The organism is Rhodococcus sp. NS-SX18, assembly GCF_057367935.1.
Map to the genome: position 1 here is coordinate 1,070,893 of NZ_CM170633.1, position 25,236 is coordinate 1,096,128.

The 25,236-nt window shown below is 69.1% G+C and carries 25 protein-coding genes and 5 tRNA genes; 17 read left to right on the forward strand and 13 right to left on the reverse strand.

The genetic code is table 11. The features are described from left to right. Positions 1-13: 13 nt before the first annotated feature. The gene (locus AC2IPW_RS04925; protein ID WP_486376410.1) at positions 14-1,726 is read left to right on the forward strand and encodes a BCCT family transporter; all 1,713 of its coding nucleotides are present in this window, start codon (positions 14-16) and stop codon (positions 1,724-1,726) included. Here the strand turns inward: AC2IPW_RS04925 and AC2IPW_RS04930 are convergent. Beyond that, positions 1,714-2,385 (reverse strand): heme-binding beta-barrel domain-containing protein, encoded by a 672-nt coding sequence (locus AC2IPW_RS04930; protein WP_003936518.1) that lies wholly within the window; start codon positions 2,383-2,385, stop codon positions 1,714-1,716. The genes AC2IPW_RS04925 and AC2IPW_RS04930 overlap by 13 nt on opposite strands. 229 nt (positions 2,386-2,614) lie before the next feature. On the opposite strand from AC2IPW_RS04930, the gene AC2IPW_RS04935 reads away from it, so the two are divergent. After that, a complete protein-coding gene (locus AC2IPW_RS04935; protein ID WP_486376411.1) occupies positions 2,615-3,850 on the forward strand; it encodes a cutinase family protein in 1,236 nt (411 codons plus the stop codon). A 54-nt stretch (positions 3,851-3,904) separates the two neighbouring features. Here AC2IPW_RS04935 and AC2IPW_RS04940 read toward each other — a convergent pair whose 3' ends face one another. The 5 genes from AC2IPW_RS04940 to AC2IPW_RS04960 all read right to left on the reverse strand — a co-directional run bounded on the left by AC2IPW_RS04940 (position 3,905) and on the right by AC2IPW_RS04960 (position 7,055). Beyond that, complete coding sequence (locus tag AC2IPW_RS04940) at positions 3,905-4,210, reverse strand: DUF1416 domain-containing protein (protein WP_003936515.1); 306 nt, start codon at positions 4,208-4,210, stop codon at positions 3,905-3,907. A gap of 2 nt (positions 4,211-4,212) precedes the next feature. Further along, the gene (locus AC2IPW_RS04945) at positions 4,213-5,049 is read right to left on the reverse strand and encodes a sulfurtransferase (protein WP_003936514.1); all 837 of its coding nucleotides are present in this window, start codon (positions 5,047-5,049) and stop codon (positions 4,213-4,215) included. 61 nt (positions 5,050-5,110) lie between these two features. Further along, on the reverse strand, positions 5,111-5,581 hold the full coding sequence (locus AC2IPW_RS04950; protein ID WP_486376412.1) for a DUF4395 domain-containing protein: 471 nt from the start codon (positions 5,579-5,581) through the stop codon (positions 5,111-5,113). Between the two features lie 218 nt (positions 5,582-5,799). Further along, entirely contained in the window at positions 5,800-6,279 is a 480-nt protein-coding gene (locus AC2IPW_RS04955; protein WP_371382930.1) for a thioredoxin family protein, read from the reverse strand. Then, complete coding sequence (locus AC2IPW_RS04960) at positions 6,276-7,055, reverse strand: LmeA family phospholipid-binding protein (protein ID WP_003936511.1); 780 nt, start codon at positions 7,053-7,055, stop codon at positions 6,276-6,278. Before AC2IPW_RS04960 ends, AC2IPW_RS04955 begins: the two co-directional genes overlap by 4 nt. A gap of 127 nt (positions 7,056-7,182) precedes the next feature. Between AC2IPW_RS04960 and AC2IPW_RS04965 the strand changes: the two genes are divergently transcribed. The 6 genes from AC2IPW_RS04965 to pstB all read left to right on the forward strand — a co-directional run bounded on the left by AC2IPW_RS04965 (position 7,183) and on the right by pstB (position 13,021). Next, entirely contained in the window at positions 7,183-7,911 is a 729-nt protein-coding gene (locus tag AC2IPW_RS04965) for a winged helix-turn-helix transcriptional regulator (RefSeq protein ID WP_054371123.1), read from the forward strand. Positions 7,912-7,921: 10 nt separating this feature from the next. Beyond that, positions 7,922-8,818, forward strand: coding sequence for a mycothiol synthase (mshD, locus tag AC2IPW_RS04970; protein ID WP_486376413.1), 897 nt, complete (start codon positions 7,922-7,924; stop codon positions 8,816-8,818). Positions 8,819-9,046: 228 nt separating this feature from the next. Further along, positions 9,047-10,165 (forward strand): phosphate ABC transporter substrate-binding protein PstS, encoded by a 1,119-nt coding sequence (pstS, locus tag AC2IPW_RS04975; protein WP_486376414.1) that lies wholly within the window; start codon positions 9,047-9,049, stop codon positions 10,163-10,165. Between the two features lie 58 nt (positions 10,166-10,223). After that, positions 10,224-11,279, forward strand: coding sequence for a phosphate ABC transporter permease subunit PstC (gene pstC, locus AC2IPW_RS04980; protein ID WP_003936507.1), 1,056 nt, complete (start codon positions 10,224-10,226; stop codon positions 11,277-11,279). A gap of 4 nt (positions 11,280-11,283) precedes the next feature. After that, positions 11,284-12,192, forward strand: coding sequence for a phosphate ABC transporter permease PstA (gene pstA / locus AC2IPW_RS04985; protein WP_003936506.1), 909 nt, complete (start codon positions 11,284-11,286; stop codon positions 12,190-12,192). A 52-nt stretch (positions 12,193-12,244) separates the two neighbouring features. Next, entirely contained in the window at positions 12,245-13,021 is a 777-nt protein-coding gene (gene pstB / locus AC2IPW_RS04990) for a phosphate ABC transporter ATP-binding protein PstB (protein ID WP_003936505.1), read from the forward strand. A 76-nt stretch (positions 13,022-13,097) separates the two neighbouring features. Here pstB and phoU read toward each other — a convergent pair whose 3' ends face one another. The 6 genes from phoU to AC2IPW_RS05020 all read right to left on the reverse strand — a co-directional run bounded on the left by phoU (position 13,098) and on the right by AC2IPW_RS05020 (position 19,555). Beyond that, a complete protein-coding gene (phoU, locus tag AC2IPW_RS04995) occupies positions 13,098-13,805 on the reverse strand; it encodes a phosphate signaling complex protein PhoU (RefSeq protein ID WP_040782189.1) in 708 nt (235 codons plus the stop codon). Positions 13,806-13,879: 74 nt separating this feature from the next. Next, positions 13,880-15,877, reverse strand: a complete 1,998-nt coding sequence (locus AC2IPW_RS05000) for an LCP family protein (protein ID WP_486376415.1) — start codon at positions 15,875-15,877, stop codon at positions 13,880-13,882. Positions 15,878-16,034: 157 nt separating this feature from the next. Further along, entirely contained in the window at positions 16,035-17,177 is a 1,143-nt protein-coding gene (gene dusB / locus AC2IPW_RS05005; protein ID WP_486376416.1) for a tRNA dihydrouridine synthase DusB, read from the reverse strand. 120 nt (positions 17,178-17,297) lie between these two features. Further along, positions 17,298-18,254, reverse strand: a complete 957-nt coding sequence (locus tag AC2IPW_RS05010) for an acyl-ACP desaturase (RefSeq protein WP_289378106.1) — start codon at positions 18,252-18,254, stop codon at positions 17,298-17,300. A gap of 217 nt (positions 18,255-18,471) precedes the next feature. Continuing rightward, entirely contained in the window at positions 18,472-19,053 is a 582-nt protein-coding gene (locus tag AC2IPW_RS05015) for a DUF937 domain-containing protein (protein ID WP_416062812.1), read from the reverse strand. A gap of 58 nt (positions 19,054-19,111) precedes the next feature. Continuing rightward, positions 19,112-19,555, reverse strand: coding sequence for a hypothetical protein (locus AC2IPW_RS05020; protein WP_416062813.1), 444 nt, complete (start codon positions 19,553-19,555; stop codon positions 19,112-19,114). A 161-nt stretch (positions 19,556-19,716) separates the two neighbouring features. Between AC2IPW_RS05020 and AC2IPW_RS05025 the strand changes: the two genes are divergently transcribed. Then, positions 19,717-20,295, forward strand: a complete 579-nt coding sequence (locus tag AC2IPW_RS05025; RefSeq protein WP_416062814.1) for a hypothetical protein — start codon at positions 19,717-19,719, stop codon at positions 20,293-20,295. Positions 20,296-20,375: 80 nt separating this feature from the next. Here AC2IPW_RS05025 and AC2IPW_RS05030 read toward each other — a convergent pair. Further along, positions 20,376-20,448: transfer RNA gene (locus tag AC2IPW_RS05030), tRNA-Lys, on the reverse strand. A 230-nt stretch (positions 20,449-20,678) separates the two neighbouring features. On the opposite strand from AC2IPW_RS05030, the gene AC2IPW_RS05035 reads away from it, so the two are divergent. From AC2IPW_RS05035 to AC2IPW_RS05070, 8 genes are all read left to right on the forward strand, one after another. Further along, positions 20,679-21,332 carry a TetR family transcriptional regulator gene (locus tag AC2IPW_RS05035; RefSeq protein WP_416062815.1) on the forward strand — a complete coding sequence of 218 codons (654 nt, stop codon included), beginning with the start codon at positions 20,679-20,681 and terminating at the stop codon, positions 21,330-21,332. Between the two features lie 98 nt (positions 21,333-21,430). Continuing rightward, positions 21,431-21,503, forward strand: a tRNA-Glu gene (locus tag AC2IPW_RS05040). A gap of 57 nt (positions 21,504-21,560) precedes the next feature. Continuing rightward, positions 21,561-21,634: transfer RNA gene (locus AC2IPW_RS05045), tRNA-Asp, on the forward strand. Between the two features lie 37 nt (positions 21,635-21,671). Then, positions 21,672-21,748 (forward strand) — tRNA-Phe (locus tag AC2IPW_RS05050). A 72-nt stretch (positions 21,749-21,820) separates the two neighbouring features. Then, positions 21,821-21,894 (forward strand) — tRNA-Asp (locus tag AC2IPW_RS05055). Positions 21,895-22,176: 282 nt separating this feature from the next. Beyond that, the gene (locus tag AC2IPW_RS05060) at positions 22,177-23,415 is read left to right on the forward strand and encodes a glycosyltransferase family 4 protein (RefSeq protein WP_054371131.1); all 1,239 of its coding nucleotides are present in this window, start codon (positions 22,177-22,179) and stop codon (positions 23,413-23,415) included. Beyond that, complete coding sequence (locus tag AC2IPW_RS05065; RefSeq protein ID WP_003936495.1) at positions 23,415-24,146, forward strand: class I SAM-dependent methyltransferase; 732 nt, start codon at positions 23,415-23,417, stop codon at positions 24,144-24,146. The genes AC2IPW_RS05060 and AC2IPW_RS05065 overlap by 1 nt, the downstream gene beginning before the upstream one ends. Further along, positions 24,133-25,233, forward strand: coding sequence for a glucosidase family protein (locus AC2IPW_RS05070; RefSeq protein WP_289378113.1), 1,101 nt, complete (start codon positions 24,133-24,135; stop codon positions 25,231-25,233). Before AC2IPW_RS05065 ends, AC2IPW_RS05070 begins: the two co-directional genes overlap by 14 nt. The last annotated feature ends 3 nt before the right edge of the window (positions 25,234-25,236 follow it).

Sequence of the window (25,236 nt, forward strand, 5' to 3'; positions counted from 1 at the left end):
AAAGGGTGTCCTCATGCTCGAGCGAGCCCACGGCCTGTTGCGACTTCGTACGTCGCCCGGGGTGTTCTTCGTCTCGGCGCTGATCGCCCTCGTGTTCGTCGTCGTGACGATCGCGTTCACCACGGCTGTCGACAACCTGTTCAGCTCCGTCTCGGGCTGGATCATGACGAACCTGGGCTGGTTCTACATCCTGGGGGTGTCCACCTTCCTGGTCTTCCTGGTCGGCCTCGCGTTCACGCACTACGGCCGGGTGCGGCTCGGCGGCGACGACGACCGGCCCGAACACTCCACCCCGGCGTGGTTCGGAATGCTGTTCGCCGCCGGCATCGGCACGATCCTGATGTTCTGGGGCGTGGCCGAACCGATCTCCCATTTCGCGAACCCGCCGATGCAGGACGTCGAACCGGGGTCCGCGGCCGCCGCCACCGAGGCCATCGGCTTCACGCTCTACCACTTCGGGTTGCACACCTGGACGATCTTCGCGCTCCCCGGCCTGTGCTTCGGGTACTTCATCTACAAGCGGAAGCTGCCACCCCGGGTCAGTTCCATCTTCGCCCCGATTCTCGGTGGCCGGATCTACGGTCCGATCGGCAAGACCATCGACGTGATCGCGATCGTGGGCACCGTGTTCGGCGTGGCCACGTCGGTGGGGCTGGGGACTCTACAGGTCAACGCGGGTCTGGCCGAGCTGTTCGGCCTCCCCGAGAACGGTCTCGTCCAGATCGTCCTGATCGCGGTGGTCACCGTGGCGGCGGGAACCTCGGTGGCGCTCGGTCTCGATCGCGGCATCAAGCGGCTGTCGAACCTCAACATCGGCATGGCCGTCGCCCTGCTGGCCTTCGTCCTCGTCACCGGACCCAGCCTGTTCCTGCTCAAGGGCATGATCGAGTCCGTCGGCATCTACGGGAGCATGCTGCCGCGGCTCGCGTTCTGGAACGACACGTTCGGCGACACCGGCTGGCAGAACACCTGGACCGTCTTCTACTGGGCGTGGACCATCACGTGGGCGCCGTTCGTCGGGATCTTCATCGCCCGCATCTCGCGTGGCCGCACCATCCGTGAGTTCGTCGCCGGTGTGCTCGGACTGCCGGTGCTGTTCTCGGTGATCTGGTTCAGCGTGTTCGGAATGGCCTCGTTCGACATCGAGCTGAACGGCTCGGGTGGTCTCGCCGACCGGGTCGTCGGCGACGGCGACATCCCCGGCGCCCTGTTCGAGTTCCTCGGCAACTTCCCGTGGGCCGGCGTCATGTCGTTCTTCGCCGTGGTGATCGTGGTGATCTTCTTCATCACCTCGGTCGACTCCGCCGCGATGGTCCTGGACATGATGGCCGCCGGCAACGAGGGACGGGTGCCGCTGCACCAGCGCCTGTTCTGGGCGGTCCTGATGGGGCTCGTCGCCGCGACCATGCTCGTGGCCACCGGGAAGGACGGTCTCGACGCGCTGCAGCAGGTCATCACGGTGATCGGATTGCCGTTCTTCGTGATCGGCTTCGTGATGATGTACAGCCTCGTCAGGGGGATCCGCGACGACCTCGGGGAGCGGGCCGAACCGGTGACCCGGCAGTGGAGCCGGGTGCGCACCGCCGAGGAACTCGAGGCCGCCGAGCAGCGGCCCGCTCCGGAGCCCGTCGTGATCACCCGGGCCGTGCCGGATCCGGACGACGAGCCCGGCAACGGTGCGCATTCCCCGGCGCGGGGATCAACCCGGGAAGATCAACCGATGTAGCGAGCGAGCCGCGCGGACATGTGCGGCTGCAGGTCCCCGTCCGCGGTGACCCGTTCCTCGACGTAGGCGAGGTCGCCGCCCTCGACGATGCCGTACAGGCGCTTGGCGCCGCCGACCACCTCGCCGGACTGGCTGCGGATCACCACGTCGGTCGCCAGTTCCCAGGACGACTGGGTCAGAGCAGTGCCGTAGTACAGCTCGACGACGCCGGAGCTGTGGTTCAGGAGCAGCTCGAGGGTTTCCGGATCCTCGCTGCCGGGCGCGCCGGTGCCGGCGACCCGCCAGAAGCCGCTCTCCCGGCGATCCGGACCGCTGTAGGCGCCCTCCTCGTCGAGGCGCCACGAACGGGCCTCCCACACGAGGTAGTTGCCGCCGTCGTGGGTGACCACGATCTGCTGGCCGAAGCGGTAATCGCCGGTGCGGGGGTCGTTACCCTCGCCTTCACCCCGCCACACACCCACCATGGGCAGCAGCGCCAGCAGCTCCGGATGCATGTCCGGGCCGAGGCGCAGATTCGCGGTGTCCTCGGGGACGGGCAGGCCGCTCAGGATCGGGACGTTCTTGTCGGCAGTCGCCTTCGCCCGTTCGAGGGCATCGGCGACGGCCTTGTCGCCGCTACCGCGGACGACTTCCCGTTCCTCACCGGACTCGGCACTCACGGCTGATCGGTCACCAGACGGTAGAGGACGTACACCGCGAACCACGTGATGAGCACGGCCGCCAGGACAAGGAGAGCTTCGAAGAAGATGACCACGGCCATATCCTAGACGGCGTCCCGAAAGCGCGGAAACCGACGTCCCCTCCGGGCGCGCGACGCGGCGCGCGGGATAGTACCGTGCACGGGGCCGGGCGGGCCCTTTCGCCCGGAAAGCCCGATTCGGAGGTCGTGTGCGCTCCATCCGTCTGCTGCTGCCGGTCGCCGCGGTCCTCGTGGCCCTGTCCCTGACCCCGCCCGACGCGGCCGCCGTCCCCGGGGCGGGGTCGAACAGCGGTTCGTCCGGGTCCGCCGTCCATCCCGACAACTACGCACTCGAGTGCCCCGACCTGCTGATCGTGGCGGTCTCCGGCGCCACCGACTCCGAGGCCGACCGCGACCCTGTGGTCGAGGAGTCGCGTCAGCTGTGGTCGAACTGGGTCGGCAACGTGACGGTCCCCGCCGGTGAGGCCACCGCGGACCGCCCGGGCACGATCGGCTGGATGTACGTCCCGTACCCGGCCACCTACGGTCTCGGCCTGTTCGAGGACGTGCCCACCTATCAGGATTCGGTGGCGGCGGGTGTCGCGTCCACCAACCGCATCCTCGACGAACGTAAGAGCGCGTGCGGGGAGCGCACCCGGTTCGCGCTCGTCGGATACAGCGTCGGCGCCGAGGTGATCGAACGGGTGACCCGCGAACTCGGGCACCGGCCCGACGACGCCCATGTCGCACCGGACGACATCGCCGGGGTGGTCCTCGTCGGTGACCCCTACCGTCCCGCGGGTGCCGACTCGCTCGGCGGGGCCGGTCCGCGCGGCGGCGGATTCATGTCCTCCGAGCCCGCCGACTACGGGGCGCTGGCCGACCGGGTGGTGTACTCGTGCCGGCGCTACGACGTGGCGTGCGACGCTCCCGAGGACATCGCGGTCCTCGAACTGGCCCTCGGCATGCTCGGGCAGATGCGGTTCACCCTGACGAACCCGATGCAGACCGTCGACGACCTGGGACGCACGGTGGCGGTGACGGCGGCCCGCGCCGCCGCGCACATCGTCACCCGGGACGACTGGTGGCAGTCCGACGAATCCCTCCTCGACGTGCTGCGCAAGGTCGTCGACAAGACCTACCCGGTGGATCCGAGCGCCGACGTGAGCCCCGAACGGCTGCGGGAGATCCGCGACTGGGCCGTCGGGCCGGGCCGGCCGATCGTGCTGGAGAAGTTGCGCGCCGAGGGGGCCGGTTTCGCCGACGACAACAGCGGCATCGTCGACCTGTTCGTCGAGCCGTACATCCTGCTGGGCTTCGTCCAGCACATCGGCTACTGGAACACGAACCCGCACGATCCCTGGTACTCCGACAGTGAGCGGATCGTCGACTGGATCGTCGCGCTCGCCGAAGCCGAACGGGCGAGCGGACAACCGCAGAACTGACGAACGACGGCGGGGCCCGTTCCCACGAAGGGAACGGGCCCCGCCGGATCGGTCCTACTTCGCGACCGTGACCTCGACGTGGTGGACGCCGGGGGCCGTCGGGCTCACGACGACGTCACCGTTGCCGCGGCCGGACAGCGCACGGACCTTCCAGTCGCCGGGCGCGGCGAAGAACCGGAAGTCACCGGTGCCGGAGGCGACGACCTCGGCGGTGAACTCACCGGTGCCGTCGAGCAGGCGCACGAAGGCGCCGCCGACCGGCTGGCCGTCGGTGTCGACGACACGGCCGGTCAGAACCGTCTCCTTCTCGACGTCCACGCCGGCGGGCAGGGTCTGGGACTGAACGGGTGCACCACACATGGTCAGCGAACCTCCAACTCGATCGGGGCTCCGACGAGCGAGCCGTATTCGACCCAGCTGCCGTCGTAGTTCTTGACGTTCTTCTTGCCGAGGATTTCTTGCAGGACGAACCAGGTGTGGCTCGAGCGCTCACCGATCCGGCAGTAGGCGATGGTCTCGCGGCTGTCGTCGAACCCCTTGGCCCGGTAGAGGGCCTCGAGGTCGTCGTCCGCCTTGAAGGTGCCGTCCTCGTTGGCGGTGGTGCTCCACGGGATGTTGATCGCACCCGGGACGTGGCCGCGCTGCTGGGCCTGCTCCTGCGGCAGGTGCGCCGGGGCGAGGATCCTGCCGGAGAACTCGTCGGGGGAGCGGACGTCGATGATGTTCTTGGTGCCGATCGCGTCGATCACCTCGTCGCGGAAGGCGCGGATCGAGTAGTCCGGCTCCTGCGCCTTGTACTCGGTGGCCGGGCGGGTGACCTCGTCCTTGGACAGCGGGCGCCCGTCGAGCTCCCACTTCTTGCGGCCGCCGTCGAGGAGCTTGACGTCCCGGTGCCCGTAGAACTTGAAGTACCAGTACGCGTAGGCGGCGAACCAGTTGTTGTTGCCGCCGTAGAGCACGACGGTGTCGTCGTCGGCGACGCCCTTCGCGGACAACAGGGCGGAGAACTGCTCCCGGTTCAGGAAGTCGCGACGGACCCCGTCCTGCAGGTCCTTGCGCCAGTCGAGCTTGATCGCACCTTCGATGTGCCCACCGTCGTAGGCGGCGGTGTCCTCGTCGACCTCGATGAACACGGTCTTCGGTGCGTGGAGGTTCTGCTCTGCCCAGTCTGCTGAGACCAGGACGTCGGAGCGAGCCATGGAGTTTCCTTTCGGTGCTGTGACACTCTCGCGTCGAGTGGAACGGTGCGGAGGGAAATGGTCAGGCGGCGACGGTCCGGAACCGGGCCACGAGCGGATAGATCCGGCAACCGAGGCACACCCCGAACGCGGCGTTGAGTAGCGCGGCGAACAGCGCGAAGCCGGTGGCGACCAGCCCGGTCAGGTCGGCGCCGAGGAGGAAACCGAAGGTCCCCACGGCGGCGAACACGAACCCCACGAGCTGCGCGAACCGCAACGGGGCGACGGGTTCGGTCTCGGTGGGCGCGCCCGACCGGGGCGCGACGAACCGCGCGAAGAGCAGGCCGTAGGGGCTGCGGCGCGGCCCCAGGGCCGCGCCGGCCGCGAACACCACGGTCTGGACGGCGAGCAGTACGCCGGCCACCGTGGTCGAGACCGACGCGACGACCAGGACGACGACGAGAACGGCGGTGGTGATCCACGCCGCGAACCGGGGGCCGCGGACGTCTAGCTGCGGGCTCCGGCGGGTGGTGGCGGTGGTGGTAGTGGACATGGGTGGTACTCCTGCTGGGAGGGGACGCGTGAGGGCGGACCGGCGCGGTGACAACCGCGGGGACCACACCGGGGAGGGCGGCGGATGCCGCGGAGACGGTCGGACGTCTCGGCCGGGGTGATCAGCAGCAGGTACAGCAGAAGCCGCCGAGGCGGCACAGATCGACTGTGCGGCGTCGGGTGAGCATGAGCTCTCGGCGGGTCGACACGGCAGGCAGCTTAGTCGACGTCTCGGCGGATCGGGCCCGCGGGGGTGCGCAGCGGCACCAGCGCGGCCCGCAGGTCGGCCGCGGCCGGCACCCCCGACACCCGGTACCTCTCGGTGCCGGCGGCGTCGAACAGGAACGTCGTCGGCAACGACAGCACACCGAGTTCCCTTGCCAGCTGCGGGTTCTCGTCGATGTCCAGTTCGAGGTCGCGGGGTGCGGGCAACCCGTCGCCGGTGGCTGCGAGGTCGGCGACCACCTGAGCGACGACCCGGCGCACCGCGGCGCACGGTCCACACCAGTCCGCGGAGAAGTGCAGCACCACCGGCGCATCGCCGGTGCCCACCCCCACCGCGGCCAGGAGGGGATCCGGCCCCGACGCCGGGGCCGGGGCCGGATCGACGACGCGGACCTTGCCTTCGCGGGCCCGCAGGACGGTCCCGATGATCAGGGCGGCAGCCACCACCACCAGCAGGACGACGACAGCGGTCACAGGCGCTGCACCTCCTCGAGATCGATCGTGGTCTGGTGCGCCTCACCCTCGATCACAATCGTCGAGCCGCGGGCCTCGACCGCGGTCGGGCGCACTCCGAACGGCAGGTTCTGGGGTTCGATCGTGGTGGTGAACAGACCCAGCACCGTCGGCTTCAGCAGATCCGGGACGGTGAAGTCCGCCTGTCCCTCCGGGCCGAAGTACAGGTCCGACGCCACGATGCGCACCGTGTCGCCCTCGAGCAGCAGGTTCGCCTGCACACTGACCTCCGCGGAGACCGGGCCGACCGGAACCGTGCCGGTGAGGACGACCCCGCCCGCGGTGGTGCGACCGGAGCCACCGGACCCGCCCGTGCCGTCGGACTTGTCGGCCGGGGGAGCGGACACCTGCAGGTCGGGAATGCCGTAAAGCTGACCGAGCTCGGTCGCGTCGATCATCACGCGCCCGTACAGCAGATCCACCGGCACCGTGCGGATCGAGCCGTCGAGCAGTTCGCCCGCGTCCGCGTGAGCACCGATCAGGTTGGCCTCGATCGTGATGTCACCGAGCGTCCCACTGGGCACACCCTGCGCCCGGATCTCGACGTTCTCGTAGTGGCCGGACCGGGCCTGGGTCAGGAACGGGAACCCGTGGATGGTCACCGCCGGATCCGCCGTCAGCGCACCACCCTCCCGCAGCGCCCGTGAGACCCGGTACTCGGACCACGCCGCGGCGCCGAAATCGATCAGGAGCGCGACTCCGACGAGCGTCACGAGAGCGAGGATGAGTTTGCGCACCGCACCATTGTGACGGACGGCTCGCACCGCTTCCCGAGCGCGGTTGCCCGGTGAACGCCCTCGTGGCGCTAATCTGTAGCGCGTCGTTCACACGAGTTTCGCGCAGCGCGCGAAGAATGGAGGCACGGTGGAGCTGTTGCTGCTGACCTCCGATCCCGACCCGGAGGCGGTCCTGCCTTCGCTGTCGCTGCTCGCGCACTCGGTGCGTCCGGCGCCGACCGAGGTGTCGTCGCTCCTCGAGGCGGGCTCCGCGGACATCGCGATCGTCGATGCTCGCACCGACCTGGCTGCGGCCCGCGGCCTGTGCCGGTTGCTGGGCAGCACCGGATCGGCGATCCCGGTCGTCGCCGTGCTCACCGAGGGGGGCCTGGTGGCGGTGAACCCGGAGTGGGGGCTGGACGACATCCTGCTCACCACCACCGGACCGGCCGAGCTGGACGCGCGCCTGCGACTGCTGGTCGGCCGGTCCGGCGGTGCGGCCGGCCCCGAGAACAGCGGCAAGATCACACTCGGGGAGCTCTCGATCGACGAGGGCACCTACACCGCCCGGCTGCGCGGCCGTCCCCTCGACTTGACGTACAAGGAGTTCGAGCTCCTCAAGTACCTCGCACAGCACGCCGGCCGGGTGTTCACCCGCGCGCAGCTGCTGCAGGAAGTGTGGGGTTACGACTTCTTCGGTGGTACCCGCACCGTCGACGTGCACGTGCGGCGCCTGCGCGCCAAGCTCGGTCCCGAATACGAGTCCCTGATCGGGACGGTCCGCAACGTCGGCTACAAGGCGGTGCGTCCCACCACCAAGACCGGGAAGGGCGGCTCCGCCAGCGTCGAATTCGAGGACGTCGAGTTCGCCGACTAGGCTCGCCGTCGTGGAATTCGTCAGTCGACTGTCCGCCGAGCAGGCCGCCGAGGTGCGAGCGCTCGTCGCCCGCGCGCACGCCGCCGACGGAACGGCCCCGGTGTCCGAGCAGGTGCTGCACTCTCTCACCGGCGACGGTGACGAGCAGCACCTGGTGGCCACCGAGGACGCCGCGATCGTCGGCTACGCCAACCTGGTCCCCGGCCACGGGGAGCACCCGGCCATGGCGGAGGTGGTCGTCGATCCGCCCCACCGCCGGCACGGTGTGGGGTCGCGGCTCGTCGCCGCCGCACTCGAGACCGGAGGTGCCGGCACCCGGGTGTGGGCGCACGGCAACCTCGAGGCCGCCCGGGCGCTCGCGGCGCGGCTCGGTCTGACGCCGGTCCGCGAACTCCTGCAGCTGCGGCGCCCCCTGGGGGAGCCCGAACTGCCGGCCCTGCAGGTCCCCGACGGTCTGCTCCTGCGGACGTACCGGGGATCCGAGGACGATGCGGAACTGCTGCGGGTCAACGCGGCTGCGTTCGCCTGGCATCCCGAGCAGGGCCGGTGGACGGAGCGCGACGTCGCGCAGCGCCGCAGCGAGTCCTGGTTCGACCCGGAGGGGGTGTTCCTCGCCTTCGACGAGCAGGATCCGGACCGGCTCCTCGGCTTCCACTGGACGAAGGTGCACGCCGCCACGGCGGACCAGCCGGCGATCGGCGAGGTGTACGTGGTCGGTATCGATCCCGGCGCTCAGGGGCGCGGTCTCGGCCGGCTGCTCACCCTCGCCGGGTTGCGGTACCTGCAGGAGCGCGGCCTCGGCGCGGTGCTGCTGTACGTCGAAGGTGACAACACCGCCGCCCTGCACACCTACGGCCGGCTCGGGTTCGAGCGATTCCACGTCGACCTCGCCTACGTCGGCGCGTGAACGCAGCACGTACCGCGCGCGCCCGTCCCGTCGTCGTGTGACGTCGACCATACGGACTGCAGGTGTACTTTTCGCGTTCACGCCGCGTTCACCTTCGGGCGTCCAACCGTCAACCCGTCCTCATTAACTTTCCATTACGGGCCGCAGCATGCCGGTCCGGCGCCGGGATCGCCCCGCGCCTGATGCCGCCGCCCGTGTCGCGGGCGTGCGAGTTCCGGAGGAGAACGAGTGAACCTCAAGCGCAATGGCGCCCTGCTCGGTGTGGTGGCTGCAGGTGCCCTCACCCTGGCCGCATGCGGCAGTGACAACAACGCCGCCTCGACGGACGTGGACGCGTCCGCCTCGGCTGCGACGTGTGAGGGCAAGGAGACGCTGTCCGCCGCCGGGTCGTCCGCGCAGAAGAACGCGATGGACCAGTTCGTGTCCACCTACATCGCGGTCTGCCAGGAGAAGGGCAAGAACGTCAACGTCGCCTACAACCCGTCGGGTTCCGGTGACGGACGCACCCAGTTCATCGCGAACCAGATCGACTTCGCCGGCTCCGACTCCGCCATCAAGGCCGAGCAGGCCGCCCAGGCCGCCGAGCGGTGCGCCGGCAACCCCGCATGGAACCTGCCGCTGGTCTTCGGTCCGGTCGCCATCGCGTACAACGTCGACGGCGTCGACAATCTCGTGCTGAACGGCGAGACCGTCGCCAAGATCTTCAACGGCACCATCAAGCAGTGGAACGATCCGGCCATCGCCGCCCTCAACGAGGGTGTGAGCCTTCCGGATTCGACCATCACCCCGATCGTGCGCTCCGACTCGTCGGGCACCACCGACAACTTCCAGAAGTACCTCGAGGCCGCCTCGAACGGTGCCTGGACCACCGGAGCCGGCTCCGACTTCACCGGCGGTATCGGCGAAGGCGCCAAGGGATCCGCCGGTGTCGCCCAGGCCGTCGCCAGCGCGCCCGGCTCGATCACCTACGTCGAGAAGTCCTTCGCCGACCAGAACGGCCTGACCATGGCTCGGATCGACAACGGATCCGGCGCGGTGGAGCTGACCGACGAGTCCGCCGGCAAGGCCATCGAGGCCGCGACGTTCGCGCCCACCGGTGAAGGCGATCTGACGCTCGACCTGAGCTCGATCTTCGGGACGACGCAGGAGGGTGCCTACCCGATCATGCTCGCCACCTACGAGATCGTGTGCTCGGCCGGCTACGACGCCGACACCTCGGCTGCCGTGAAGTCGTTCCTCGTCAGCGCCGCCAACGAAGGCCAGGAGGGTCTCGCCGAGCAGGGCTACGTGCCGCTGCCCGAGTCCTTCAAGGCGAGGCTCACCGAGTCGATCAACGCCATCGCCTAGCCGATGAGCGCCGCGGACCGTACCGTCAATCACGAGCAGAGAGAGATCGCGAGCGCAGATGAGTGACGCGCCCACCAAATCCGCACCTCGCACTCCCGGGTCCGGCGACGACGCCGGGCCCGGGGCGGGCGGTCCGCACGGCAACATCCCGGAGGCCACGATTACCACCCCAGCGCGCGGCGACAGCAAACCGCTGACCAGACCGGGCGACCGGATCTTCAGTTCGCTGGCCTCCGGGTCCGCTGTCCTCATCTCGCTGATCATCGCGGCCATCGGGGTGTTCCTCGTCTGGCGCGCGGTGCCGGCGCTGCAGCGCAACACCGTCAACTTCCTCACCAGCCGCGAATGGGTCACTCAGGACATCGCCGAGATGTCGTTCGGTGTCCTCGACCTGTTCCAGGTGACCGTGCTGGTGTCGTTCTTCGCGCTGGTCCTCGCGATGCCGGTCGCCCTCGGCATCGCGATCTTCCTCACCTCGTACTGTCCCGCGCGCCTGAAGAAGCCCCTGGCCTACGTCATCGATCTGCTCGCCGCCGTGCCGTCCATCGTCTACGGCCTGTGGGGCCTGCTCGTCCTGGCCCCGGCGATCCGCCCGCTGGCGACGTGGCTCAACGAAAGTCTGGGCTGGTTCCCGCTGTTCGCCTCCGGTTCGGGCTCGATTCTCGGTGGCGGCACGATCTTCACCGCGGGCATCGTGCTCGCCGTGATGATCCTGCCGACCATCGCCGCGGTGAGCCGGGAGGTGTTCGTGCAGACGCCGACTCCCCACATCGAGGCGGCGCTCGCCCTCGGCGCCACCCGCTGGGAGGTCGTCAGGACCACGGTCATCCCGTTCGGCAAGTCGGGCTACATCAGCGGTTCGATGCTCGGTCTCGGTCGCGCCCTCGGTGAGACCATGGCGCTGTACCTGATCCTGCGGACCACGTCGCAGCCGTTCTCGTGGTCGCTGTTCGACGGCGGCGCCACCATCGCCTCGAAGATCGCCCTGGGATACGCCGAGTTCAACAACGACATCCAGGCCGGTGCCTACATCGCCGCGGGTCTGGTGCTCTTCGTGCTGACCTTCGTGGTCAACGCCGCGGCGCGTGCGGTTGTCGCAGGAAAGAAGGACTGAAGCCATGACGACCACACTCCTCGAGACGCCGGTCAAGGGCCCCACCTTCCGGGGCGTCGGCGCCCGCCGGCGCGCCTCGGATCTCACCGCCACCGTTCTGGTCACCGTGTCGGTGCTGGTCGCGCTCGTGCCGCTGGCATGGGTGCTGATCACCGTGATCGCCAAGGGTATTCCCGCCCTGACGAGCGCCACCTGGTTCACGAACTCCCTGAGCGGGTTGTCCGCGTCCGCGATGGGCGGCGGCATCTACCACGCCCTCGTCGGAACCCTGCTGCAGGGCTTGGTGTGCGCGGTCATCTCCATCCCGATCGGCATCTTCGTGGCGATCTACCTCGTGGAGTACGGCGCCGGCACGCGACTGGGCAGGATCACCACCTTCATGGTGGACATCCTCAGCGGCGTCCCCTCCATCGTCGCCGCACTGTTCATCTACGCCCTGTGGATCGCCACGTTCGGATTCCCGAAGTCCGCCTTCGCGGTGTCCCTGGCGCTGGTCCTGCTCATGGTTCCCGTGGTGGTGCGCAGCACCGAGGAGATGCTGCGGATCGTGCCGCAGGACCTGCGCGAGGCCTCCTACGCCCTCGGCGTGCCCAAGTGGAAGACCATCGCGCGCATCGTGATCCCGACCGCGCTGCCGGGCATCATCACCGGCGTCATGCTGGCCCTGGCACGCGTCATGGGCGAGACCGCGCCGTTGCTGATCCTCGTGGGCTACGCGCCGTTCATCAACTTCAACCTGTTCGGCGGCGAGATGGGCAGCCTGCCCGGCGTCATGGTGGCGGAGATGAACAACCCGACCGACGCGGGCACGATGCGGATCTGGGGCGCTGCCCTCACGCTCATCCTCGTCATCGCGATCCTCAACATCGTCGCCAAGGTGATCGGCCACTACTCCCAGGTGCGGACCAAGTAGGCCTCCTCATGCACACACCCTCCGATTTCGATACACCAGTAGGGAGCCGGTAATGGCCAAGCGTCTGGACCTCAAGGACGTCAACATCTTCTACGGCAAGTTCCACGCCGTCGCCGACGTGACGCTGGCCGTGCCGCCGCGCAACGTCACCGCGTTCATCGGACCGTCGGGCTGCGGCAAGTCCACCGTGTTGCGCTCGCTCAACCGCATGCACGAGGTGACCCCCGGTGCCCGCGTCGAGGGCTCCGTGCTGCTCGACGGCGAGGACATCTACGACTCGTCCGTCGACCCGGTCGGCGTCCGCAAGACGATCGGCATGGTGTTCCAGCGCCCCAACCCGTTCCCCACCATGTCGATCCGCGACAACGTCGTCGCCGGCCTCAAACTGCAGGGCGTGCGCGACAAGAACAAGCTCGACGAGATCGCCGAGCGATCGCTGCGCGGCGCGAACCTGTGGAACGAGGTCAAGGACCGTCTCGACAAGCCCGGCGGCGGCCTGTCCGGTGGTCAGCAGCAGCGCCTGTGCATCGCCCGCGCCATTGCGGTGCAGCCCGAGGTGTTGCTGATGGACGAGCCGTGCTCCGCTCTCGACCCGATCTCCACCCTCGCCATCGAGGATCTGATCGCCGAGCTGAAGCAGGACTACACCATCGTGATCGTCACGCACAACATGCAGCAGGCGGCGCGCGTGAGTGATCAGACCGCGTTCTTCAACCTCGAGGCCACCGGCAGGCCGGGCCGGCTCGTCGAGATCGACGACACCGAGAAGATCTTCTCCAACCCCACCCAGAAGGCCACGGAGGACTACATCTCCGGTCGCTTCGGCTGAGTGCGACCGCGACCTCGGCACCGCGCATACGACGACAGGCCCCGCCCTCCGAGGGCGGGGCCTGTCGTCGTATGCGTCACTGGTCCTGCGGATACACCGTGAGCTTGTCGACGCGTTCGCGCATCGCCCGGAAGTCCTCGTCGGTGGGGAGCTTTCCGGTGACCAGGAAGATCACGCGACGGCCCACTTCGACGGCGTGGTCGGCGAACCGCTCGTAGAACCGTCCCAGCAGTGTCACGTCCACCGCCGCGGCCACGCCGTGCTTCCACTCCCGGTCCATCAGCACCGTGAACAGGTGACGATGGAGATCGTCCATCGCCTCGTCCTCCTGGTGCAGCCGGGCCGCCCGCTCGGGATCGCGCGTCTCGAGGATCTCCTTGGTCGCCGCCCCGAGCGAGACCGCGATCCGGCCCATCTCGGCAAAGTAGCCGTTGACCTCTTCGGGCAGAACGTGATTGGGGTGCCGGCGCCGCGTCGCCTTGGCGACGTGCAGGGCCAGCGCGCCCATCCGGTCGATGTCGGCGACGATCTGGATGCCGCTGACCACGGAACGCAGGTCGCCGGCCACCGGCGCCTGGAGGGCGAGCAGCGAGAAAGCCTTCTCCTCGCACTGCGTGCTCAGGTCCGTGATCTTGTCGTGCTCACCGATCACGGTCTCGGCGAGCGCGAGATCCGCCTGGAGCAGGGCCTGGGTGGCCCGCTCCATCGCAAGGCCCGCAAGGCCCGCCATCTCTCCGAGGAGATCGGCGAGCTCGGTCATCTGTTCGTGGTATACGACGCGCATAATGACACAGACTACGGCGCACACAAAGCCGGTTCACGAGCAGCGGGTGAACGAGGGGTGAATGACCGGGCTGCTCACGCGCAGGAATCGTCGCCCGCGTTGGTGATCGACAGGTCGACCGGCAGTTCGTTCTCCTCGGCAGCCTGGATCGGCACCGTCGGCAGGACCGACCCCGCCTCGGTCGGAGCGGTGATGCTGTCGACGAATCCGGTGCCGAGGACGAGTTCCACGATGCCGCCGAGGTCCGCGGATTCCTGCAGTACAGCCCCCGGCACCGCGGATGCCAGAGTCAACGCCTCGGCTTCCTGCCCGGGCGCGAAGCGCACGACGGTCTCCTTGCTCGTGCCGGAGTAGTTGCCGACGCTGTAGATCGGGAAACCGTAGGCGCCGAGTTCTTCCGCGGTCCGGGCCGCGAGGCCGGACGCGCCGGACGCGTTGGATACCTGCACCGACACCGTCGACGGATCCACTGCGGTCTGTGCGGGCAGGGCCGCCGCCGGCGGGGGCGCAGACGATTCCGGCTCGGGAGCGTTCCGCTTCTCCCCGGGGAGCGGGTCGTCGTCGATGATCGCGCGGAAGATCGCCTCGATGTCGTCGAGACGCGGGATCTCGTTGCCCCACTCGTTGGTTCCGGCCGTGGGCACGGTGAGGAAGGTGACGGCGCCGGCTTCGACCCGTTGCAGCGAGCGACCGAGCCGGACGAGCGACTCGGTGTCGACGTTCTCGACGAACGTGGCTCGGGTGAACGCGTTGATGAACCCGTTCAGTTTGCCCGGGTCGAACAGGACCTTGTTCGACATCGCCGAGCGCAGCAGCGACGACAGGAACTTCTGCTGCCGGGTGATACGTCCGTAGTCGCCGTTTCCTTCCGACTCGACTTTTCGTGCCCGCACGTAGTCCAGCGCCTGCCGGCCGCCGAGGGTGTGGGTGCCCGCGGTCTCGATGAGGGTGCCGAGTTCCCCGTCGACCAGGGGGGTGGGGGTGCACACCTCGACGCCCCCGACCTCGTCGACCATGCTCTCGAAGCCGGCGAAGTCGATTCCGACGAAGTGTCCGATCTTCAGGCCGGAGAGCTTCTGGATCACCTTCACCAGGCACTTGGGCCCGCCCAGCGCGTAGGTGGCGTTGAGCTTGTCGCCCTCGGCGGAGGGAAACGTCTCCGACGTGTACTCGCCGGTGGTGCTGTCCCAGCCCCGGCACACGGGCCGTGTCACGTCCAGGTCGCGCGGGAAGGAGACGGCGACGACGCGACTGCGGTCGGCGGGGATGTTGACGAGGATGACGGTGTCGGCGCGAGCGCCCTCGGCTTCGGCTTCGGTGCCGGCACCGATCTCGCCGCTCGCGCCGGCGCGGGTGTCGGTGCCGATGATCAGGTAGGTCTCGTCGCCGGTCTGTCCGCCGGGGTCGACGATGTCGGTGGATTCGGTGTCCAGCGCCGCGATCTGGGCGAACCCTGCCTCGGTGGACCGCACGTAGCCCCACACCAGGCCGCTGCCGACGAAGGTCAGCACGGACAGCAGGGCCAGGACGGTGCGGCCCGCCGTCGCGAGGCGTCGGCGTTTGCGTCGTTTGCTCAGAGCCAGTCTGCTCGGGCCGTTGTCCCCGACCGCCTGGGGCAGCGCGACCGGTTGGTCGGGCTCGTCGTTCCGTCCGTCGGCGCGGTCGTCGCGCGGGGGCTCGGGCGGCGGGCTGTCCGGCGGGGCGGAGCCGACGGCCGGGATCTTCTCGGTGGGGTCGTCGTCGACGGGCGGTGGCTGCGGCGGACGGACGGGTTGCGGGTTCGGCGCGGCCGGTTCGGGTTCGGGGCGGCGGACGGGGTTGCCGTCGCGCCCCACCTTGTTCATCAGCGCCGCGACGGTGACCTGGTCGGGGTTCTCGCCCGGAGTGGCCGAGCGGCGGGGACGGCCGGTTTCGGCATCGCGGGCCGTGGGCGGCGGTCCGGCGTCGCCGGGTAGATCCACCGGGCGCCGGCGTGCCCGGCCGGTTCGTGAGCTGCGATACCCGGAGTCGGCGATAGGACGTTCCCACGGAGCGCGACTGTCGGGCAGGCCCGAATCGTGCTCCTCACCCACCGATTCCCTCGCCTCTCCGCGGATGTCCCGCTTTCGTACGCACCCGCCACCACGGCGATCCCGTCATGATACTGGCGGCCTCGATCCGGATCGACGTGTCCGCCGAACAAGAGTCCGGTACGGTCCGGTTCATCCGGTTCGCACTGCCGAGTCGACGTCAGCCGCCCGAGTGCATGACGTCGGCACCTGCCGGCACCATGCAGTCCTCGGGGTCGTCGAGCCAGCCGTCCGGCAGTGCGACGGTACCGGGGGAGCCCTGGCGGCCGCGAGGGCCCTCCGCGTCCTTGGGGAAGGGCACCGTCGGGTCGAGGCGGCCGAGCAACTCGTCGAGTTCGGCGAGGCCGGACACGCGCGCCAGGGCGTTGCGCACGTCGGAGCCGGCCGGGAAGCCGCGCAGATACCAGGCGATGTGCTTGCGGATCTCGCGCATGCCGCGGTCCTCGCCGTGGTGGTCGGCGAGCAGTTCGGCGTGCCGGCGCATGATGCTCGCCACCTCGCCGAGGTTCGGCGGGGAGGGCATGGGGGTGCCGTTCAGGGCGGCGCTGAGCTCGGCGAACAGCCAGGGCCGGCCGAGGCATCCGCGGCCGACGACGACGCCGTCGCAGCCGGTCTGCTCCATCATCTTCTGGGCGTCCTCGGCTGCGAAGATGTCGCCGTTGCCCAGGACCGGTACGTCGGTGACGTGCTCCTTGAGCCGCGCGATCTCGTTCCAGTCCGCCTCACCCGAGTACCGCTGGGCGGCGGTGCGGGCGTGCAACGCGACGGCGGCGGCACCCTCGCCGGCAGCGATCCGGCCGGCGTCGAGGTGGGTGTGGTGGTCGGCGTCGATACCGATGCGGAACTTCACGGTCACCGGGATGTCGGTGCCTTCGGTCGCGCGGACGGCGGCCGCGACGATGTTGCCGAACAGCCGTCGCTTGTACGGCAGGGCAGAGCCGCCGCCCTTGCGGGTGACCTTCGGCACGGGGCAGCCGAAGTTCATGTCGATGTGATCGGCGAGGTTCTCGTCGACGATCATCTTCGCGGCCTGGTAGGTGACGTCCGGGTCGACTGTGTACAGCTGCAACGACCGGGGCGTCTCGGTGGGGCCGAACGTCGTCATGTGCATGGTGACGGGATGACGTTCGACGAGTGCCCGGGCGGTGACCATTTCGCACACGTACAGCCCCGACGTGCTTCCCGAGCGTTCGAGTTCGAGCTCGCGGCACAGAGTGCGGAAGGCGACGTTGGTGATTCCCGCCATCGGCGCGAGCACGACCGGGCTGTTCAACTCGAGCGAGCCGATGCGAAGGGATGACATGAAGAACCTCGAAGACGGCGTGAAGAAGAAGTGCGTACAACTGTGCCCGGCGCCGAATCCGGCACCGGGCACAGGATAGCTGTTCGGGGACGCTGCCCCCGAATCACGCAGCGGCGAGGATCAGGATGCGGCTTCGGTGCGCTCGCGACGGGCGGCGTCGCGGGCGAGGGACCGATCGCGCATCTCCTCGAACTTGACCGCCTGCTTCTCGAGCTCCTCGAGGAAGGTGCCGAGCTCGTCGAGGATGCGGGCGCCCTCGGCGCCGAAGTCCTCACGCTCGAAGATGCGCCACTTGCGGAGCACCGGCATGACCACCTCGTCGAGGTGCTGACGCAGGTCGTAGATGCCGTGCTTGGCCATCAGCACGCCGTTGCGGCGGAAGTTGGGCATGCCGGCGCCCGGCATCTGGAAGTTCTTCAGCACGTCGGTGATCGCCGCAAGGGTCTGATCCGGAGCCACATCGAGAGCCGCCTCGCAGATGTTGCGGTAGAAGATCATGTGCAGGTTCTCGTCGGCGGCGATGCGCTGGAGCATCTTGTCGGCGATCGAGTCGTGGCACGCCCGGCCGGTGTTGCGGTGTGAAACGCGGGTGGCCAGCTCCTGGAAGGTGACGTACGACACCGAGTGCAGCATCCCGACCTCGTTGGGCGAGGCGAACCCGTTGGTCATGTGCTCCATGCGGGCATTCTCGAGAGCGACGGGGTCGACGCCGCGGGTGACGACGAGGTAATCGCGCATCACGATGCCGTGGCGGTTCTCCTCGGCGGTCCAGCGGCCCACCCACGTGCCCCACGCGCCGTCGCGGGAGAAGCTCTCGGCGATCTCGCGGTGGTAGGAGGGCAGGTTGTCCTCGGTGAGCAGATTGGTGATCATCGCGGCCTTGGCGACCTCGTCGAGCTTCGACTGCTCGGGCTCCCAGTCCACGCCGCCCATCGCGGCGAAGTTGCGTCCCTCGTCCCAGGGCACGTAGTCGTGGGGGTGCCAGTCCTTGGCCATCGAAAGGTGGCGGTTGACGTTCGCCTCGGCGACGGGCTCCAGCTCGCGCAGAAGCTCCAGCTGAGTCAGAACTCGCGTCATTCCGTATACCTCTCTACAACTCTGCGTATCACGAACGAATTACAGGCTACGGCACCGTAGGTTCGGTGCCTGCATGTCTGTGACGTACTCCAAATTCGGCCGACCAGGGCCTGACCGCCGATGGGACCCTTCACAGGCGGTGACGTCGTTATCCTACCGGGTGGACTCGGCACCCCGGCGCGACGCGCGGGAATGAGCCCGTGTCCCGTCCGGAACCTCAGCGCTTGCCGCCACCGAGGAGTCCGCCGAGCAGATCGCCCAGGCCGCCGCCGTTGCCGCCCAGGACGCTGCCGAGAACTCCGCCGAGGCCGCCGGAAGCACCCCCGCTTCCCGTGCCGCCCGACGCGCTGCGCAGGAGCCCGCCGAGCAGATCACTCAGGCCACCCGGCTCGCCGGACTTCCCGGCCTGTCGGGCCAGGTACGTCAGCACGATCGGAGCGAGGATGGGCAGCAGCCGCGCGACCAGGTCGCTGCCGCCCGCGCCGTCGGCGCGGCCCAGCGTCTGCACGACCCGGTCCTTGTTGTCGCCGAACACGTTCGACACGATCCGGTCGCCGTCCGCGGTGTCCACATCGGTCACGTTCACCCCGCCCTCGAGCAGGGGCGAGTCGCGGTGCTGGTCGAGCGCCGACAGCAGGGACGTGGCGCCGTCCGGATCCCGGGTATTCGCCTCGAGGCCGCCGACGAGCGTGGGCAGTGCGGCCCGCACCGCGGTGGCCGCCGTCTGCTCGTCCACGCCGAGTCGACGAGCGATCTGGTCGACCGGGATCTGCGAGAGGAGTTCGTCGAGTGAGGACATGGGCACCGAGGGTAGTCACCGTCGTCGCCCCGGTCGCGGTTCCACGTCGGCGTTTCGGCTACGCGGACGTCCGCCGCCCCGCGATCACCGCGCACAGCAGCGCGACCCCCAACCCGCTGAGGAGCAGCACGAACCCGGTCTGGTTCGTCAGTGCGGTCGCGTGGTTCGCCCGCACGTAGTCGTCGAACTGTTGGTGGACCCGCACCGCGAAGGCGCCGGTCGCGACGAGACCGAGTACCACCCCGGCCCAGCCCGCGACCGCCGAATCGAACAGGGCGGCCAGGAGCAGCAGGACGGCGGCGAGGACGAGCGGTGCCGCGAGTGTCTGATGGACCGGAAGGTCGGCTGCGCCGAGAGCGGAGACGTCGCCGGCCGAGATCCCGTCGCGCAGGTCGGTCAACGGGATCTCGGTAGGCCGGGCCCCGGCCAGCACCGGTAGGAACGAGCCGATACCCAGGGCGACGGCAGACAGGAACAGGCCGAGGTCCACGAAGCTGCGCACGCCACTCCCATCGATCGCCGGATCGGTTTCGTGAGCGATGACACCCTAACCACAGTTCGGGTGCGGTAGCAGCGCGGAACCGGCGATTCGGACGCCGTGTCGGGTGCGCGGGTCCGTAATCTGAGGTGACGGCACACCGGACCCGGAAGGGGAACTACGTGATGGCGGGCAACGAGACGGCACAGCGGTCGGGACTTCCCCCGTGGGCGAAGAAGGCCTTGTGGAGCGTCGCCGCCGTGCTCGCACTGGTGGTCGCGTACTTCGCGCTGGCGGCGTTCGTCCCTCGATGGTGGGCACAGCGGGTCGCCGGGCTGGCCGACGCGGGCTTCGCCCGCGGGACGGCCTGGGGCCTGCTGTTCGGCATGGTGTGCACCTTCGTGCCGTTGGCCCTGTTCGCCGCGGTGTGGCGGATCCGGACGTGGCGACGTCATCGCGTCCTGCAGGTGGTGTTCGTCGTCGCCGCCGTGGTGGTGGCGATCCCCAACTTGATGACGTTGAGCATCGTGCTGGGCAGCGGGAACGCGGCCCATGCGGGGGAGCGGATCCTCGACGTCGATGCCCCCGGATTCCGGGGCGCGACGCTCGTCGGCGCCGTCGTCGGAGTGGTCCTGTTCCTCGTGTTCGCCGCGCTGAGCTTCATGTACCGCAAACGCGGCCGCGATCTCGAGCGCGAGCGGGCCCGGGACGAGCCGGAGTTGCGAAGCGACCGTCCGGGCAGGGTGGCCGGCGCGCCGGACTAGCCGGCGGCGACGAGGTGCGGCGAGACGCCGGCCGGTGGCCGGGAGTGTCCGTTCCTGCCGGTGGCCCGGGAGTGTCGCAGTGCCCCCACCAGGGCTCGAACCTGGGACCTGCGGATTAAAAGTCCGTAGCTCTACCAACTGAGCTATAGGGGCGTGGGCGCACAGTCTAACTGCATTGCGCCGGTCAACAGTATCGGACGGGCGTGCCGCTCGAAGGCTCGGGTGCGCACCCCCTGCGGCGCACCCGAGCCGGGTAAAAGCATACCACTTGGTGTGTTCCGTGCGAAGGCGGGAAATGCCTGGCTGCGCGCGTGCCGGTCGGGCGGCGGCTACAGTGGCGATCGGGGGGGACCGCCGGTCACGTTCGGAGGCACGAACCCCCAATGTCACGTCAGCAAGAGCGGGCGCGGCGCACCCGCGCGGCCATTGTCGAATCCGCGGCGATCGAATTCGCCCGGCGCGGATACGGCGCCGCCTCGGTCAATGCGATCCTCGAGCACTCCGGGGCCACCAAGGGCGCGATGTACTTCCACTTCGATTCGAAGGAGGAACTCGCCCGGGCGGTGCTCGCGGAGGGCCTCGAACGTTATCGGGTGATCACCGAGCGGTGGTTGAACGCGCCGGGGCTCGATCCCTTCGAGCGGTTGCACGGCCTCGTCGGAGATCTCGCCGACGCACTGCAGAGCGACGTCATCATCCGGGCGGAGTTCAAACTCGTGACCGAACCCGAGTTCGACGCCGAGGCCAAGCTGCGCGGCAGCTCGGTGTGGGGAGCCGCCGGCCGCCGGCTGGCCGTCGAGGCGCGGGACCTCGGGCTGTTCCGCGCCGGAGTCGACCTCGAACGGTTCCTGGGTGTGCTCGGGGCGTGCCTGGCCGGCCAGCGCTACTTCCACGATCTCACCGCCGAGGACGTCGATGTGCGAGCCCGGTTCGCGGAATGCCTGGACGTGTGCCTCGAGGCGACGGCCGCGCCGGAGTGGCTCGAGCGGCGGCGTGGTGGGCCGGAGTCGCGCGTGGAAGGTGAACAATCGGCGTGACCTGCTGATTTGTGAATCCGGAAACCGGTGTCCTAAGCTATCCAAGCTCCCAACGGAACGCGAACCCGTTGAGGGTGCGGGTCGGAGTAATCCGGCGGGCCCCCTTCGTCTAGCGGCCTAGGACGCCGCCCTTTCAAGGCGGTAGCGCGGGTTCGAATCCCGTAGGGGGTACGCTTGCGGGAGCAGTATCACCGCATGCAGTACTGTTCGACCACAAGTGAAGAGCATGGCCCTGTGGCGCAGTTGGTTAGCGCGCCGCCCTGTCACGGCGGAGGTCGCGGGTTCGAGTCCCGTCAGGGTCGCAGAGTTGGCAATTGGCATTCGGTTCGGGTGCCGTCCGGCCAGGTAGCTCAGTTGGTACGAGCGTCCGCCTGAAAAGCGGAAGGTCGCCGGTTCGATCCCGGCCCTGGCCACCACACAACTTCATACGGTAGGCCCACCGCCCGGCGGTGGGTTTTCTGTGGAAATCCCCTTCCGGGGATGCACACGGCCCTGTGGCGCAGTTGGTTAGCGCGCCGCCCTGTCACGGCGGAGGTCGCGGGTTCGAGTCCCGTCAGGGTCGCTTCACGGCGAAGGCCCGGTCCCGAAACGGACCGGGCCTTCGTGTTGTCCGGTGCAGCCGCGCCCATCGGCGCGGATCGGTTCCCGCCGTCCTGTCTTCCGGCGGGTCTTCGACGGCGGAACATGTCCCCACGCTGTACGTTCAGTTTGCACCGGACCCGGTGCGGATCCGGCGCTGATCCGCAGGGCAGAGCCGGGTCGGGTGTCGGGCGAGAACATGTTCTAGAGTGAGTTCGATCTTCCGGACGGACGCACTCCGGTGACACGACGAACGAGGTGATCTGTGCGAGTAGCTCTGCTGTCGTACCGCAGCAAGCCGCACTGCGGTGGTCAGGGCGTGTACGTTCGACATCTCAGCCGCGAACTCGCGGCACTCGGTCACGACGTCGAGGTGTTCTCCGGTCAGCCGTACCCCGAGCTCGACGACGGGGTCACCCTGGTGAAGGTCCCGAGCCTCGACCTCTATCGCGACGACGACCCGTTCCGCTTTCCGCACCCGCGGGAAATCCGCGACACGATCGACCTTCTCGAACTGGGCACGATGTGGACGGCGGGGTTCCCGGAGCCGTTGACCTTCAGCCTGCGCGTGGCCCGGCTGCTGCGCGACCGGGCCGGGGAATTCGACGTCGTGCACGACAACCAGTGTCTCGGCTACGGCTTGCTCCGGATCGCGGACGCGGGCCTGCCGCTCGTCGCGACCATCCACCATCCGATCACCCGCGACCGGGAGCTGGACCTCGCGAGCGCCCCGACGCTGCGCCGCAAGATCACGTTGCGCCGGTGGTACGGATTCCTGCGCATGCAGGCCCGGGTGGCGCGACGCATCCCGACCCTGCTCACTGTCTCGAAATCCTCCGAGGACGACATCCGTACCGCGTTCGACATCCCCGACGGGCGCTTGCGCACGATCCCGCTGGGGGTGGACACGGAGGTCTTCGCCCCGCCGGCGACCGAACGCGTGGCCGGCCGCATCGTGTGCGTGGCCAGCGCGGACGCACCGCTCAAGGGCGTCGCCAATCTGCTCGAGGCGGTGGCGAAGCTCCGTACCGAGCGGCAGGTCGAGCTGGTGCTCGTCACCAAGCTCGCCGCGGGCGGCGTCACCGAGAAGCTGATCGAGCAACTCGCCATCGGGGACTCGGTGCGCACCGTCTCCGGGATCGACGACGGCGAACTGGCCGAACTGCTCGGTTCGGCGCAGGTGGCTGCCGTTCCGTCGCTCTACGAAGGGTTCTCGCTGCCCGCAGTCGAGGCCATGGCCTGTGCCACGCCGCTGGTGGCGAGCCGGGCCGGCGCGATTCCCGAGGTGGTCGGCGATGCGGGCATCCTCGTGCCACCGGGCGACAGCGAACAGCTGGCTGCGGCGCTGGCACGGGTTCTCGACGATCCCGCCGAACGGGCCCGGCTGGGGTCGGTGGCGCGGGCCCGGGTGCTCGAGCGATTCAGCTGGGCGGCCGTGGCAGCCCGGACCGCCCAGGCCTACCGGGATACCGTTGCAGCCCAGGCAGGAAGGACCGAAGTCTGATGCTGACAGTCGATTTCGACCGGCTGGGGATCGAACCCGGCGACCGTGCCATCGACATCGGCGCGGGCGCCGGACGGCACTCGTTCGAGCTCTACCGCCGGGGCCTCGACGTGGTGGCGTTCGACCGCAGCGCGGAGGACATGAAGGCCGTCGGCGACATGTTCGCGGCGATGGAACTCGAGGGCCAGGTACCCGAGGGAGCACTGGCCCGGGCCGAGGTGGGCGACGCCCTCGCCCTGCCCTACGACGACGAGACCTTCGACGTGGTGCTGATCTCCGAGGTGCTCGAGCACGTGCCCGAGGACGACCGCGCCATCGCCGAATTCGTGCGGATACTCAAGCCCGGCGGCGTCGCGGCCGTCACCGTCCCGCGGTGGTTGCCGGAGAAGGTCTGCTGGGCGCTGTCCGACGCGTATCACGAGGTCGAGGGCGGCCATGTCCGGATCTACAAGGCCGACGAGCTGGCAGCGAAACTGACCGCCGCCGGCCTGACGGTGCGCGGCCGGGACCACGCCCACGCCCTGCACTCGCCGTACTGGTGGCTCAAGTGTGCCGTCGGCGTCGACAACGACGACAACCCCCTGACGAAGGCATATCACCGGCTCCTCGTGTGGGACCTGATGCAGGGGCCGTGGCTGACCCGCACCGCAGAGTCGTTGCTGAACCCGGTGCTCGGCAAGAGCGTCGTGTTCTACCTCGAGAAGCCGACGGTTCCCGTTGTCGGCCGCTGACTTCCGCCCCGGCGGGGCACGGCGGGTGGTTCCGGCCGTGCCCGGGGTGCTGTCGGAGGAACAGTGCCTGCAGACCGCCCGTGCGATCGCCGACATGCAGGAGCCCTCCGGAGCTGTCCCGTGGTTCCCCGGCGGTCACACCGACCCCTGGGACCACATCGAGTCCGCGATGGCGCTCACCGCCGCGGGGCTGCTCGAGGAGGCGGAGGCCGCCTTCGACTGGTCCCGTCGGACCCAGCGCCCGGACGGCTCGTGGCCCATGCAGTTCCGCGGGGACGTCGTCGAGAACCATGACGCCGACACGAACTTCACCGCGTACATCGCTGTGGGGGTGTGGCACCACTACCTCGTCACGGGCGACACCGACCATGTGGTGCGCTTGTGGCCGACGGTGCGGGCAGCCCTCGACCATGTGCTCGAGCTGCAGACGCCCGGCGGCGAGATCTACTGGGCGCGCGGTGAACACGGCACGGCCGACGAAGCCCTGCTGACGGGGTGCTCGAGCATCCACCACAGTCTGCAGTGCGGGCTGCGTCTGTCGGAGGTGGTCGGGGACCCGCATCCGGACTGGGAGGTCGCGTGGTACCGGCTCGGCCACGTGCTGCGACGGCATCCGGAGGCGTTCACGCCCAAGCCGGAGTATTCGATGGACTGGTACTACCCGATCCTCGGCGGGGCGGTGCGCGGTGCGCCGGCCCGGCAACGGATCAGGGAGCGCTGGGACGATTTCGTGGTCGGCGACATCGGCATCCGCTGTGTCGACCACCGGCCGTGGGTGACGGGTGCCGAGACGTGCGAACTCGTGCTCGCTCTGGACGCGATCGGTGAGACCACGACGGCCCGGAATCTGCTGGCCGCCATGCAGCACCTCCGCGACCCGGACGGATCGTACTGGACCGGAATGGTCTTCACGGACGGCAAGCGCTGGCCCGTGGAGAAGAGCTCCTGGACCAGCGCCGCGGTCGTCCTCGCCGCCGACGCGCTCTCCCGCAGCACCGCGGGCAACGGCGTGTTCCGCGACGCCACCGCACCCGCCGGTTGGGTCGCGGCGGAGAGCTGTCACGAGGACTGCCGGGTGACGGTCTGAGCC

Excerpts from the sequence above, each read along its gene's own strand:
- AC2IPW_RS04925 (WP_486376410.1), top strand. The coding sequence starts at position 14 with ATGCTCGAGCGAGCCCACGGCCTGTTGCGACTTCGTACGTCGCCCGGG.
- AC2IPW_RS04940 (WP_003936515.1), bottom strand. The coding sequence starts at position 4,210 with ATGTGTGGTGCACCCGTTCAGTCCCAGACCCTGCCCGCCGGCGTGGAC.
- AC2IPW_RS04945 (WP_003936514.1), bottom strand. The coding sequence starts at position 5,049 with ATGGCTCGCTCCGACGTCCTGGTCTCAGCAGACTGGGCAGAGCAGAAC.
- AC2IPW_RS04950 (WP_486376412.1), bottom strand. The coding sequence starts at position 5,581 with ATGTCCACTACCACCACCGCCACCACCCGCCGGAGCCCGCAGCTAGAC.
- pstC (WP_003936507.1), top strand. The coding sequence starts at position 10,224 with ATGAGTGACGCGCCCACCAAATCCGCACCTCGCACTCCCGGGTCCGGC.
- pstA (WP_003936506.1), top strand. The coding sequence starts at position 11,284 with ATGACGACCACACTCCTCGAGACGCCGGTCAAGGGCCCCACCTTCCGG.
- pstB (WP_003936505.1), top strand. The coding sequence starts at position 12,245 with ATGGCCAAGCGTCTGGACCTCAAGGACGTCAACATCTTCTACGGCAAG.
- phoU (WP_040782189.1), bottom strand. The coding sequence starts at position 13,805 with ATGCGCGTCGTATACCACGAACAGATGACCGAGCTCGCCGATCTCCTC.
- dusB (WP_486376416.1), bottom strand. The coding sequence starts at position 17,177 with ATGTCATCCCTTCGCATCGGCTCGCTCGAGTTGAACAGCCCGGTCGTG.
- AC2IPW_RS05010 (WP_289378106.1), bottom strand. The coding sequence starts at position 18,254 with ATGACGCGAGTTCTGACTCAGCTGGAGCTTCTGCGCGAGCTGGAGCCC.
- AC2IPW_RS05015 (WP_416062812.1), bottom strand. The coding sequence starts at position 19,053 with ATGTCCTCACTCGACGAACTCCTCTCGCAGATCCCGGTCGACCAGATC.
- AC2IPW_RS05025 (WP_416062814.1), top strand. The coding sequence starts at position 19,717 with ATGGCGGGCAACGAGACGGCACAGCGGTCGGGACTTCCCCCGTGGGCG.
- AC2IPW_RS05035 (WP_416062815.1), top strand. The coding sequence starts at position 20,679 with ATGTCACGTCAGCAAGAGCGGGCGCGGCGCACCCGCGCGGCCATTGTC.
- AC2IPW_RS05065 (WP_003936495.1), top strand. The coding sequence starts at position 23,415 with ATGCTGACAGTCGATTTCGACCGGCTGGGGATCGAACCCGGCGACCGT.